General features: G+C 62.3%; 11 protein-coding genes. 5 read left to right on the top strand and 6 right to left on the bottom strand.

All coding sequences use genetic code 11. The features are described from left to right. Position 1: 1 nt before the first annotated feature. From mmsA to AC1DWQ_RS16945, 4 genes are all read right to left on the bottom strand, one after another. A complete protein-coding gene (gene mmsA, locus AC1DWQ_RS16960) occupies positions 2 to 1,573 on the bottom strand; it encodes a multiple monosaccharide ABC transporter ATP-binding protein (RefSeq protein WP_477670685.1) in 1,572 nt (523 codons plus the stop codon). A 63-nt stretch (positions 1,574 to 1,636) separates the two neighbouring features. Next, on the bottom strand, positions 1,637 to 2,707 hold the full coding sequence (chvE, locus tag AC1DWQ_RS16955; protein WP_457282346.1) for a multiple monosaccharide ABC transporter substrate-binding protein: 1,071 nt from the start codon (positions 2,705 to 2,707) through the stop codon (positions 1,637 to 1,639). 65 nt (positions 2,708 to 2,772) lie between these two features. Then, entirely contained in the window at positions 2,773 to 3,738 is a 966-nt protein-coding gene (locus tag AC1DWQ_RS16950) for an ABC transporter substrate-binding protein (protein WP_477670684.1), read from the bottom strand. Between the two features lie 53 nt (positions 3,739 to 3,791). Further along, on the bottom strand, positions 3,792 to 5,243 hold the full coding sequence (locus AC1DWQ_RS16945; protein ID WP_477670683.1) for an aldehyde dehydrogenase family protein: 1,452 nt from the start codon (positions 5,241 to 5,243) through the stop codon (positions 3,792 to 3,794). Positions 5,244 to 5,353: 110 nt separating this feature from the next. On the opposite strand from AC1DWQ_RS16945, the gene AC1DWQ_RS16940 reads away from it, so the two are divergent. Next, a complete protein-coding gene (locus AC1DWQ_RS16940) occupies positions 5,354 to 6,313 on the top strand; it encodes a LysR family transcriptional regulator (RefSeq protein WP_477670682.1) in 960 nt (319 codons plus the stop codon). A 177-nt stretch (positions 6,314 to 6,490) separates the two neighbouring features. Here the strand turns inward: AC1DWQ_RS16940 and AC1DWQ_RS16935 are convergent, their stop codons facing one another. After that, the gene (locus AC1DWQ_RS16935; RefSeq protein ID WP_477666913.1) at positions 6,491 to 7,276 is read right to left on the bottom strand and encodes an SDR family NAD(P)-dependent oxidoreductase; all 786 of its coding nucleotides are present in this window, start codon (positions 7,274 to 7,276) and stop codon (positions 6,491 to 6,493) included. Positions 7,277 to 7,446: 170 nt separating this feature from the next. Between AC1DWQ_RS16935 and AC1DWQ_RS16930 the strand changes: the two genes are divergently transcribed. Both AC1DWQ_RS16930 and AC1DWQ_RS16925 read left to right on the top strand, forming a co-directional pair. Beyond that, a complete protein-coding gene (locus tag AC1DWQ_RS16930; RefSeq protein ID WP_477670755.1) occupies positions 7,447 to 8,358 on the top strand; it encodes an SMP-30/gluconolactonase/LRE family protein in 912 nt (303 codons plus the stop codon). A 49-nt stretch (positions 8,359 to 8,407) separates the two neighbouring features. Then, entirely contained in the window at positions 8,408 to 9,334 is a 927-nt protein-coding gene (locus AC1DWQ_RS16925; protein ID WP_477670681.1) for an aldose 1-epimerase, read from the top strand. Between the two features lie 33 nt (positions 9,335 to 9,367). On the opposite strand, the gene AC1DWQ_RS16920 is transcribed toward AC1DWQ_RS16925, so the two are convergent. Further along, positions 9,368 to 10,096, bottom strand: coding sequence for an IclR family transcriptional regulator (locus AC1DWQ_RS16920; protein WP_477670680.1), 729 nt, complete (start codon positions 10,094 to 10,096; stop codon positions 9,368 to 9,370). Between the two features lie 110 nt (positions 10,097 to 10,206). Here AC1DWQ_RS16920 and AC1DWQ_RS16915 point away from each other — a divergent pair, with 110 nt between their 5' ends. Continuing rightward, positions 10,207 to 11,148: a hydroxymethylglutaryl-CoA lyase gene (locus AC1DWQ_RS16915; RefSeq protein WP_477670679.1), complete on the top strand. Its 942-nt coding sequence runs from the start codon at positions 10,207 to 10,209 to the stop codon at positions 11,146 to 11,148. Further along, positions 11,141 to 12,352 (top strand): CaiB/BaiF CoA transferase family protein, encoded by a 1,212-nt coding sequence (locus AC1DWQ_RS16910; protein ID WP_477670678.1) that lies wholly within the window; start codon positions 11,141 to 11,143, stop codon positions 12,350 to 12,352. The genes AC1DWQ_RS16915 and AC1DWQ_RS16910 overlap by 8 nt, the downstream gene beginning before the upstream one ends. The last annotated feature ends 33 nt before the right edge of the window (positions 12,353 to 12,385 follow it).

The raw sequence follows: 12,385 nt of genomic DNA, 5'->3' as shown, positions 1-12,385 counted from the left end.
TTCAGCTTGCTTTCATGATCGCGCGCATGATCTTTTCCTGGGAGGCTTCGGCCGTCGGCATCTCGGCGATGAAGCGGCCTTCGTTCATGACGTAGATGCGGTCCGTCATGCCCAGCAATTCGGGCATTTCCGAGGAAATCATGATGATGCATTTCCCTTCTGCCGCGAGCTGGGCCATCAGGGTGTAAATCTCGTACTTGGCGCCCACGTCGATGCCGCGCGTGGGCTCGTCGAGGATGAGGACTTCGGGGCTGGTGAACAGCCATTTCCCGAGCACCACTTTCTGCTGGTTCCCGCCCGAGAGGTTGAGGACTCTCTGGCCAACGCTTGAGCACCGGATGCGGAGCTTTTCCCGGTAGCTCTGCGCGACCTGGTATTCGCGGCCGCTGTCGATGACGGAGGCACTTGAAACGCCCTTGAGGTTGGCCAGCGACACATTGAACTGGATGTCTTCGTTCAATATCAGCCCGTTGCCCTTGCGGTCTTCGGTCACATAGGCCAGACCATGGCGAACGGCTTTCTCTACCGTGCCGACATCAACAGGCTGGCCGTTCAGAAGAACCTGGCCGCTGATGCGGCGCCCCCACGAACGGCCGAAGATGCTCATGGCAAGCTCTGTGCGCCCCGCCCCCATCAGTCCGGCAATGCCGACGATTTCACCGCGCCGCACCTGCAGGCTGACACCTTTGATGAATTTCCTGTCCGTGTGCAGCGGGTGGTAGACGTTCCAGTCGCGCACTTCAAACACGGTCTCGCCAATTTGCGGCTGGCGCGGCGGATATCGGTCAGCCATCTCACGGCCCACCATGCCGCGAATGACGCGATCCTCGCTGATGGCTTCGGCACGGCAGTCCAGTGTTTCGACGGTGCTGCCGTCGCGCAGGATGGTGATCGCGTCCGCCACGCGTGAAATTTCGTTGAGCTTGTGTGAAATAAGGATGCAGGTGATGCCCTGCCCCTTGAGTTCCAGCAACAGGTCCAGCAAGGCCTGGCTGTCGTTTTCGTTGAGGCTCGCCGTCGGCTCATCGAGGATCAGCAACTTGACCTGCCTCGACAGGGCCTTGGCAATTTCCACCAGTTGCTGCTTGCCCACGCCGATGTCCGTGATCAGCGTGGCGGGTGATTCCTTGAGGCCCACTTTTTTCAGCAGGGCCTGTGTCTTGCTATGCGCAGCCATCCAGTCGATCACGCCGCGCTGTGCGGTCTCGTTGCCAAGGAAAATGTTCTCGGCAATGGATAGCAGCGGCACCAGCGCCAGCTCCTGGTGGATGATGATGACGCCCAGCTGCTCGCTGTCGTGGATGCCGAGGAACTGGCGCTCCTGGCCTTCGTAGACGATGTCCCCACTGTAGGAGCCGTGCGGATAGACCCCCGAGAGCACTTTCATCAAGGTCGATTTTCCGGCGCCGTTTTCACCGACGATGGCATGAATCTCACCCGCGCGCACGCGCAGGTTGACCTTGTTCAGCGCGACCACCCCTGGGAAGGTTTTGCGGATGTCGCGCATCTCGAGAATCGTTTCCAATGCCTGTCCTTTGGTACAAAAATCGCTCCGCAGGTGATTGACACCCATGGGCGTAAACAGTCCCGCGCCTCCCCGGCACGGGACCGTCGTGCTTTCACCCTTCAGCCGGGGTTACTTGATTTGTGACTCTTTGTAGTAACCGCTGCCAATCAGAACCTGGTTCCAGTTAGAGGCATCCACAGCCACCGGCTTGAGCAGGTAAGAGGGCACCACTTTCACGCCGTTGTTGTAGGTCTTGGTGTCATTGATCTCGGGCTGCTTGCCCGAGAGGGTGGCGTCCACCATGTTGGCCGTTACCTTGGCCAGCTCGCGCGTGTCCTTGAAGACCGTCGAGTACTGCTCGCCTTTCAGGATGGACTTCACCGAAGGAATTTCGGCGTCCTGCCCACTGACCACCGGGCAAGGCTGCTGCGCCGTGCAGTAGCCGACGCCTTTGAGCGAGGACAAAATGCCGATGGACAGGCCGTCATATGGCGACAGGACCGCGTGGACCTTTTCCTTGCCGTAGTAGGCCGAGAGCAGGTTGTCCATGCGTGCCTGGGCGACCGCACCGTCCCAGCGCAGCGTGCCGACCTTGTTCATGCCCATCTGCTTGCTGCGCACCACCAGCTTGCCGCTGTCGATGTAGGGCTTGAGCACGCTCATGGCGCCGTCGTAGAAGAAAAATGCATTGTTGTCGTCCGGGGAACCGCCGAAGAGTTCAATGTTGAAAGGGCCCTTGCCCTGCTTCAGGCCCAGCTTGTCGACGATGGAAGTGGCCTGCAGCACGCCAACCTGGAAGTTGTCGAAGGTGGCGTAGTAATCCACGTTCTTCGAACCCTTGATCAGACGGTCATAGGCGATGACCTTGACACCCTTGTCGGCCGCGTTCTGCAACGCCTTGGACAGTGTGGTGCCGTCGATGGAGGCGATCACCAGCACCTTCGCGCCCTTGGTGATCATGTTCTCGATCTGGGCAAGCTGGTTCGGGATGTCGTCATCAGCATATTGCAGGTCGGTTTTGTAGCCGCGCTCCTTGAGCACCTTGACCATGTTGTCGCCGTCGGCGATCCAGCGGGCAGAGGATTTGGTGGGCATCGAAATGCCGATGCTGCCTTTGTCTTGCGCCTGGACTGACGGTGCAATACCGAGGGTTCCCAGCACGAGGCCGGCGAGCAGGGTCTGGAGAAATGTACGTTTCATGAAATAGTTTCCTTCTGGAGGTTTGAAAGAGCGCCCCAGTATCGGGGCGCCGGCCCGGATGCTGATCAGTATTTACGCTTGGGGAATTCCTTGGCGGCTACTTCCATCGGAAAAATACCCTCTTCGGTAACGATACGTTTCTGAACGGACTTGCCGGCCTTGATGTCCTTGACTGCCGCCATCAGCTGCGGGCCCAGCAAGGGGCTGCACTCCACGGAGACATTGAGCTTGCCGGCCATCATGGCTTCGAAAGCGCCCTTGACGGCATCGATCGAGATGATGGTGATGTCCTTTGCCGGCTTCATGCCAGCCTCTTCAATCGCCTGGATCGCACCGATAGCCATGTCGTCGTTGTGCGCGAAAAGCACATTGATCTTCTTGCCTTCGGCCTTGAGGAAGGCTTCCATCACCTCCTTGCCCTTGGCCCGGGTGAAATCACCCGTCTGCGAGCGAATGATCTTGAACTTCGGGTCGGCCTTGATGATTTCTTCAAATCCTTTTTTGCGGTCAATCGCCGGCGCGGAACCCACGGTTCCCTGCAACTCAACGATGTTGACCTGGCCGCTTGTGCCCTTCATTTTTTCGACAAGCCAGCGGCCTGCCTTGCGGCCTTCCTCCACAAAGTCCGAGCCCATGAAGGAAACATACAGCGAGGTGTCTTTGACGTTCACGGAGCGGTCAGTCAGCACCACCGGAATTTTGGCGGCCTTGGCTTCACGCAAAACGGTTTCCCAGCCCGACTCGACCACGGGCGAGAACGCGATCACGTCAACCTTTTGGGCAATGAAGGAGCGGATCGCCTTGATCTGGTTTTCCTGCTTCTGCTGGGCATCGGAGAATTTGAGTTCGATGCCGGCGTCCTTGGCGGCCGATTTGATGGATTCGGTATTGGCGGTGCGCCATTCGCTCTCCGCGCCGACCTGGCTAAAGCCCAGCACGATGGGCTTTTGTGCCCATGCTGAAACCGGCAACAGGCCGGCAAGGGGGGCGCAGGCGAGTGCGACAGTGAGGGTGCGGCGATGGATCTTCATTTTGTCTCCTTGGTTGAAATGGAACTGAAAGCTCTCTGGTGATCTTCAATGGCTCAGGCTAGCACGTAACCGGTCTTGACGGTGGTGTAGAACTCGGCAGCGTAGCGGCCTTGTTCGCGTGAGCCGTAACTCGACCCCTTGCGCCCGCCGAACGGAACGTGGAAGTCGACACCCGCAGTAGGCAGGTTCACCATGGTCATGCCGACTTCTGCATGACGCTTGAAATGCATGGCGTGCTTGAGGGAAGTCGTGCAGATGCCTGCACAGAGGCCGAAGGGTGTGTCGTTGGCCAGGGCCAGCGCGTGTTCAAAGTCATCGGCCTGCAACACACATGCTATCGGCCCAAAAATCTCTTCGCGCGCAATGCGGTGTTCCGGCCGGGCCAGGAAGAGCGCCGGATTCATGTAATGCCCCGGTGTCGGGCGCTCCAGCAATTCGCCGCCCCAGACATGCTCGGCACCTTCGTTGCGCCCTATGTCCAGATACGACTGGTTCTGTTCGAGCTGGCTGCGATCAACCACCGGGCCCATTTCGATACCCCGCTCCAGCGCGTGGCCCACCTTGAGCCCGGCAATGCGGTGGCGCAGGCGCGCAACGAATGCATCGTGTACGGGCGCTTCCACGATGAGCCTGCTTGACGCGGTGCAGCGCTGGCCGGTCGAAAAGTACGAGCCTTGCACGGCGCATTCGACGGCCTGGTCAAGATCGGCATCAGCCAGTATCACCAGCGGATTTTTGCCACCCATTTCAAGCTGCACCTTGGCGCGGCGCGCGGAAGCCGACTGAAGGATGCGTTCGCCGGTTGTCACCGAGCCCGTGAAACTCAGCGCATTGACCAGGGGATGGTCGACCAGCGTTTGCCCGACTTCCCGGCCGCTTCCCATGACAAGGTTGAAGACGCCCGCAGGCAGCCCGCAGCGGCTGATGATTTCGGCCAGAGCCCAACCGCAGGTGGGCACCAGCTCGGCCGGTTTGAAAATCACCGTGTTCCCATAGGCCAGTGCCGGCGCGATTTTCCAGGCCGGAATCGCCAGCGGGAAATTCCATGGTGCGATGATTCCCACCACGCCGACAGGTTCACGCGTCACGTCGACCTGAATGCCGGGCCGGACCGATGCCATGGTCTCCCCCTGAACACGCAATGCTTCGCCTGCGAAAAACTTGAATATCTGGCCGGCCCGTGCCGCTTCGCCCACGCCTTCGGGCAAGGTTTTTCCTTCTTCCCGTGACAGCAGCATGCCCAGCTCATCTTTTCGCGCCAGGATCTCGCTGCCGATCTGGTCAAGTACATCAGCCCGGCGTTGCGGCGTGCTGTGACTCCAGTGCGGCAATGCCTCGGCTGCGGCCCGGATCGCAAGTTCGGTCTGGTTGCGGTCGGCACGTGCGTACTCGCTGACCACCTCCCGGGTATCCGAGGGGTTGGTGCTGGTGCCCGTGGTGGTGCCGGTTTCCCAGCGCCCATTGATATAGTGCCGGGCGTTTTGTTGCAGTTCGCCAAATTTCATGAGAGTGAGAGCCTCGTCTTCATAGCGCTGCAGTCTAGAATTAATTTTGATATCAATCCAATTGTTTTTTTGACAAAATAGATATCGTTCTACGCATTCTGGAAAACCCGATGAGCACCTACAACCACTGGTTCATACGCGCACGGCTCAAGACAAGGCAATTGCTGTTACTGGTTGCACTGGCCGAAGAAGGCAATATTCATCGCGCAGCGCAGGTTCTCAGCATGACCCAGCCGGCGGCGTCCAAGTTGCTCAAGGATCTGGAAGATGTTCTGGAGGTACAGCTTTTTGAGCGCTTGCCCCGGGGCATGCGGCCAACCTGGTATGGCGAAACCATGATCCGGCATGCGCGCATGGCACTGGCCAGCCTGAACCAGGCACATGACGAGCTGACCGCACTCAAAACCGGCCACTTCGGCCAGGTCGGCATCGGCGCCATCACGTCGCCGGGCCTGGCCTTGTTGCCGTCTGCGGTGGCCGTGGTCAAACAGGAGCACCCGAGCCTGCGCATTTCGCTGGATATCGAAACCAGCCCGGTGCTGCTGGAGCGGCTGGAGCAGGGCAAGCTCGACATCCTCGTGGCACGCCTCTTTGCCGAACACGACAAGACCAATTTGCGCTATGAGCCCCTGGTCGAGGAGCCGGTGTGCGCCATGGCGAGGCCGGGACATCCACTGCTGGGTGTGTCTGGCCTCACCCTGCGCGACGTGGTGGCCGCCGCCTGGATTGTGCCGCCCGCGGGCAGCGTCCTGCGGCACCGGTTCGAGCTGATGTTCCGCGAGGATGGGCTTGCTCCACCCATCAACGTGGTGGAGTCTTCAGCCCTGCTTTTCATCACGCGCATGCTGCAGCAAAGCGACATGGTGGCCGTGGTCGCGGCCGATGTGGCGCGGTATTACGCCGCGCACGGTATCGTCTCGGTACTGCCGCTGGACATGCCCTGCCACATGGACGCCTTCGGCATCATCACCCGCACCGACCGGCTGCCATCGCCAGCCGCCAAGGTCATGATGAAAGCGCTGAAGACAGCGAGCCTGACACTCTATGGCCGCAGGCTGGAGATGGACTAAAAGTCTTCGCGACTCAGGCCAAGGACACCGCGGAACCGGCTTTGCCGGGCCGCCAGTGTCGCCCCCTGAGGGGCTGAGAGCCGCGGCTCCAAGCCTGCCCGCGCAGGCTTGGACGGCTCCGAAGAGCCGTCGCGTCTGGCGGCGGTACGGGGCGCCGAAGGCGCCCCGGGGGGATTGTTAAACCCAGCCGGCATCCACCGTGAACTCCTGCGCTGTGCACATGGCGGCGTCATCGGATGCCAGGAACAGCACCATGCGCGCGATGTCGTGGGGCAGCAGCTTGTCGGGCAGGCATTGGTTGCGCTGGAGTTCCTTCTCGCCTTCGGCATCCAGCCAGAGCTTGATCTGCCGCTCGGTCATGACCCAGCCCGGCGACACGGTGTTGATGCGGATGCGGTCCCGGCCCAGCGTTTTCGCGAGGCCGCGCGTCAGGCCGTTCACCGAAGATTTGGCGATGGCATAACAAGGGTAGCCTGCGCCCTTGCCTTGCCAGCCGGTGGAGCCCAGGTTGATGATGGAGCCGGCGCCGAGGCGCTGCATGCCCGGCACCACCGACTGGATTGCAAAGAAGGCGGGCCGTTCATTGATCGCGATGCGGTCGTCGTAGTAGGCGGGCGTTACAGACTCCAGGCTGTGGCGGTCATCGCTGGCAACATTGTTGACCAGCACCGAAAAGTCGCCCAGCGCGCTTGCTGCGTCGGTGATTGCCGACTGCAGCGCGGCCACGTCCCGCACATCGCAGGCGCGCCACCATGGGCGGGCGTGCCCCGCATCTGCCAGCTCCTGCGCAAGCGCTTCACTGGCCTCCTTCGCGACATCGATGAAGGCAACGCGCGCGCCCTGCTGCGCAAAGGCTGTCACGATGGCGGCGCCTATGCCGCTGCCTCCGCCGGTGACAAATACCGACCGCTTGTTCAGGCTGGGAAAGACGGAGAGGGTCTCGCTTGCGGGAGCGGCACGCATGGGGGCAGAGCTGGAAATGTTTGACATTGCAAGTTGTGTATCAATTAATATAAAAAGAATAAGTTTCCAACATCACTATGCATTGATATCATCCACCGCGTCAAGAGGCCACCGCACAGCCCCGCAATACGGAGACATTAGTGACATTGATTCCAGACACCCCCGCGGGCATGCATCAGCAGCGGCCGGCCATGCCGGTCCCCGGCAAGGTGCATTGCGTCCATCCGGCGGGCGCCCTGCTGGGTGAGGGTACCTTGTGGTCGCCGCGGGAGCAATCCCTGTATTGGGTGGACATTCTTGGCTGCCGCCTGCACCGCTTTCACCCCGCCACCGGCGCGCGCAGCAGCTGGGCCTTTGACGAGGAAATTTCCGCGCTGGCCGAGCGGGCGCATGCGCCCGGTCTGATCGTGACCCTGCGGCGCGGCTTCGCGCTGTTTGACCCCGCTTTGGGCGGCGAACCACACTACCTGCACCAACCCGAGGCTACGTTGCCGGGCAATCGCTTCAACGATGGCAAGTGCGATGCGCAAGGCCGCTTTTGGGCGGGGACGATGGACTTTGACTGCGTGGCCCCCACCGGCGCGCTGTATCGCTATGACCCTGATGGCCGCTGCACGCGCCATGAAGAAGGTTTTGCGGTGACCAACGGCCCCACCTGGTCCGCCGACGGTCGCACCCTGTATTTCAACGATACAGTCAATGGCCGCATCCATGCGTATGACTTCGACAGCGCGGCGGGAACCTTGTCAGGCAAGCGCCTGTGGCTGGCTTTTGCGGCCGGCGACGGCGTACCCGACGGCATGACCACCGACGCCGCCGGCCGCCTGTGGATTGCCCATTGGGGCGGTGCCTGCATCAGCTGCCATGACCCGGTCACTGCACAGGAGCTGTGCCGCGTGCCGCTGCCGACAAGCCATGTGACCAACTGCGCCTTTGGCGGGCCGGACATGCGCACGCTTTTCATCAGCACGGCACGCACCGGGCTAACGCCCGCGCAGCTCGCAGACCAGCCGCTGGCCGGCGGCCTGTTCGCGGTGGCGATTGACAGTCCGGGTCTGCCTGCCGGTTTGTTCGGCGCCTGATATCACGAACAAAACACCATCTACCTGCCCTCACCGTGAAAGATCTTCAATGACCGATTCCGCACATCCTGTAGTCTGGCTGCGCCACGCCGGCCAACGCCTGGGACTGGTTCCCTCGCTCGGCGGCAGTGTGGCTGCCTGGCAGCTTGACCGTCCGCAAGGGCCGCTGGACCTCTGGCGGCCTTGGGACGGCAAAACGGACGATCTCTACCAGACCGCTTCGTTTGCCATGGTGCCGTGGTCCAACCGCATCAGCGGTGGCGGCTTCACGCATGAGGGGCAATTTCACGCCATGCGCCCGAATCGCGCGGGCGAGCCCTATCCCATTCATGGCGACGGCTGGCTGCAGCCGTGGCAGGTTTCGCAGCCGGCTGCCGACACCCTGGTGATGACGCTGGTGTCGTATGGGTTCGACGGCAACCCCTATGACTACGAAGCCGTGCAGACCTTCCGGCTGGTTGATGGTGGGCTGAACCAGAAGCTGCAGGTGCGTCACCTGGGCGTCAAGCCGCTGCCGTATGGTTTGGGCGTGCATCCCTGGTTTCCCCGCACCCCGCAAACACGGATTACCGCGCAGGTAGAGGGCCTCTGGCTCTGCGGTGACGATCCGCTGCCGGTTGCGCACACGACCGACTTTCCGGCAAGCTGGAACCTGAACGAAGGTGCGCCAGCCAACGGCCCGCTCATCGACAACGGCTACACAGGCTGGGGTGGCAAGGCCAGCATCGCATGGCCCGAGCTGGGCCTGCAGGTCACGGCCAGCATGCCGGACTTCGCGCGCGACGGCGGTGCTGCACAGCACTTCTGCCTGGTTTACCGGCCGCCGCAAGGCCCCGCGTTTTGTTTTGAGCCCATCACGCAGCCCATCGACGCCTTTCATCTGCCGGGGCAGCCAGGCCTGCGCGTGCTGGGGCCCGGGGAGCAGTTCTCGCTCAACATCCAGTGGCGCATCGAATCCACCGCCGCGCAGGGCTGAACGGCAATACAGGCTTAGACCGCGAACAGATGCTTAAACCAGGCCAGTCAGGCGGCGGGCTGCTTCGAGTACCGGTTTGACGTGGCGTTCTCTGTAACGGGTGTCGGGCATGGTCAGCGTCAGCGCGCCTGCCAGTGCGCCGCCAGCCCCAAACACCGGCGCTGAAATGCCTGCTACCTCGGCCAGGCGGTCACCCACGGCCGTGTAGTAACCCTGTTCGCGGATTCTGGCGTACAGCTGACGGTCTTTTGGGCCACCAGCCCTTACCCGTTCTGCGCCAAACGCTATCAAAATGCGAGCGCCCGTGCCGCGGTCGGCGGGTAGCAGGTCGCCGGCCTTGATGTGGTCGCGGATCGGATGCGGCGAGTCCACGCGGTACAGGCACAGGCGGGCCTCCCCCTGGCGCACATGGTAGGCCGCGCTCTCGCCAGTGGCTGCCACCAGTTCACGCAGCACCGGCAGCACCACGCGGTCCAGCGAAAACGAGGCGGCGTAAACACCGTGCAGGCGCGCCACCTCGGCGCCCAGTGCGTAGCGGCCGTCGCCGAGTTTCTGGACCAGCCTCGCATGCTCCAGCGAAGCCAGCAGCCGCAGCACCGTGCTCTTGTAAAGCTGCGTGCGCTCCGCCAACTCCCCCAGGCCCAGTGAGATGTCGCCCGCCCTGAAGGCTGACAGCAGCGACAGGGCGCGGTCCACTGCCGCGGCACCGCCGGGAGCGGCATGGGCGTCTGCAACGGATTCGGTCTGGGCTTTGCGCGGCATGGCTCGATCTCCTGGGCTTTCGTGCCGGTTGCCTGCTTGACAGTGCTTGCAACCTGCTTCATCATTCCATCAGAAAGAATATAGTTCTATCTTACAGAATACCAAAGACGATGCAAATCCCCCAGCCCTGCCAGGTGCTGATCAGTGAAGTCGGCCCGCGCGATGGCCTTCAAAGTGTCGCGCGCACCATGGCGACCGCCGACAAGTTGCGCTGGATCACAGCCCTGCACGCGGCCGGCCTGCGCGAAATCGAGGTGGGCTCGTTTGTTCCCGCCAAACTGCTGCCGCAAATGGCCGACGTGGCGGAAGTGGTGCGGCACGCGCTCACCTTGCCCGGCCTCACAGTGATGGCCCTGGTGCCCAACCGCCGCGGCGCTGAAGCCGCACTGCAGGCCGGCGTGCACAAGCTGACCATGCCGGTGTCGGCCAGCGCGGCGCATTCGCAGGCCAATGTGCGCAAGACGCGCGAAGAGATGGTCGAAGAAGTGCGGGCCATTGCCGGCCTGCGCCGTGAGCTTGCACCGCAGGTCAAGCTGGAGGCCGCCATCTCGACAGCGTTCGGCTGCACGCTGCAGGGCGTAGTGCCTGAAGACGATGTGATCCGGCTGGCCGCCCAATGCGTCGCTGCCGGTGCTGATGAGTCGGGTTTGTCGGACACGGTCGGTTATGCCAACCCCGCGCAGGTGCGCCGCCTCTTCAGGCGCCTGCGCGCCGAGCTTGGCAACAAGGCAGGCGCTGCGCATATGCACAACACGCGTGGCCTGGGCCTGGCCAACTGCCTGGCTGCGTATGAAGAGGGCGTGCGCACCTTCGATGCTTCGCTGGGCGGCCTGGGCGGCTGCCCCTATGCACCGGGCGCGTCGGGCAATGTGGTCACTGAAGACCTGGTTTTCATGTTTGAAGCCATGGGCGTTTCCACGGGTGTGGACCTTGCAAAACTGATGGCTGCGCGCGAGCCGCTCAAGGCCGGATTGCCGGGCGAACCGCTTTATGGCATGACGCCCGAAGCGGGCCTCCCCAAAGACTTTGTACAAGGACGTTTGCATGGCTGAAGCCAGCGTATCCGGCGAACAAGGCCTGCCCTATGCAGGCCTGCGAGTCGTCGAATTCACCCATATGGTCATGGGCCCGACCTGCGGCATGCTGCTGGCCGACCTGGGAGCCGAAGTCATCAAGGTCGAGCCGATCATGGGAGACAACACCCGCAAGCTGCTCGGCTCCGGTGCGGGATTTTTCCCCCTGTTCAACCGCAACAAAAAAAGCATCGCCGTCGACCTGCAGACACCCGAGGGCCGCGAGCTGGTGCTCAAGCTGGTTGCCACGGCCGACATCGTCAGCGAGAACTTCAAGCCCGGCACCATGAAGAAGCTTGGCCTGGATTACGCCAGTCTTTCGCAGCTCAACGAGCGCTTGATCTATGTCAGCCATAAAGGCTTTCTGCCGGGGCCCTACGACCACCGCACCGCCCTCGACGAAGTGGTGCAGATGATGGGTGGCCTGGCCTACATGACGGGCCGCGCTGGCGACCCGCTGCGTGCCGGCAGCAGCGTCAACGACATCATGGGTGGCATGTTCGGCGCCATAGGTGCCATGGCCGCACTGGCCGCACGCGAGAAGACGGGCAAGGGCCAAGAGGTGCAGGCCGCGCTGTTTGAAAACAATGTCTTTCTGGTGGCCCAGCACATGATGCAGTTTGCCGTGACCGGCCAGCCTGCCGCACCCATGCCCAGTCGCATTTCGGCCTGGGCGATCTACGACGTGTTCACGGTCAGGGACGGCGAGCAGATTTTCCTGGCCGTGGTCAGCGACACGCAGTGGGCCGTTTTCTGTGAGGCCTTTGGGCTGCAAGAGCTGCGGGCCGACCCGCGGCTGCTGACCAACAACGAGCGCGTAATTGCGCGCGAGTGGCTGATGCCCCTGCTGCGCTCGCACCTGGCCGGGCACAGCGCCTCCGAACTGGGCGCTGTGTTTGAAAAGCATGCGTTGCCCTTTGCGCCCATCACCCGGCCGCAGGATTTGTTTGACGATCCGCACCTCAAGGCCACGGGCGGGCTGGCGCCCATCACCTTGACTGACGGCGCCCGCGCGGGACAGGAAAGCGCCACCGTGCTGCTGCCGCTGACCCTGGGCGGCAAACGTCCCGGGGTGCGCCTGAACCCGCCCAGGCTGGGCGAGCACACGCGCGAACTGCTGCGGGAGCTCGGTTATGACGAGGACGCCATCCAGGCTCTGCAAGCCAACCGGGTGACGCGCTGAGTTTTGTTGCTATAAAAAATGTAGCTACTCGCG

Source organism: Polaromonas sp. P2_G11 (assembly GCF_056403595.1).
Note: the sequence above shows the minus strand (reverse complement) of the source record. Positions and strands in the feature narration are given on the sequence as shown.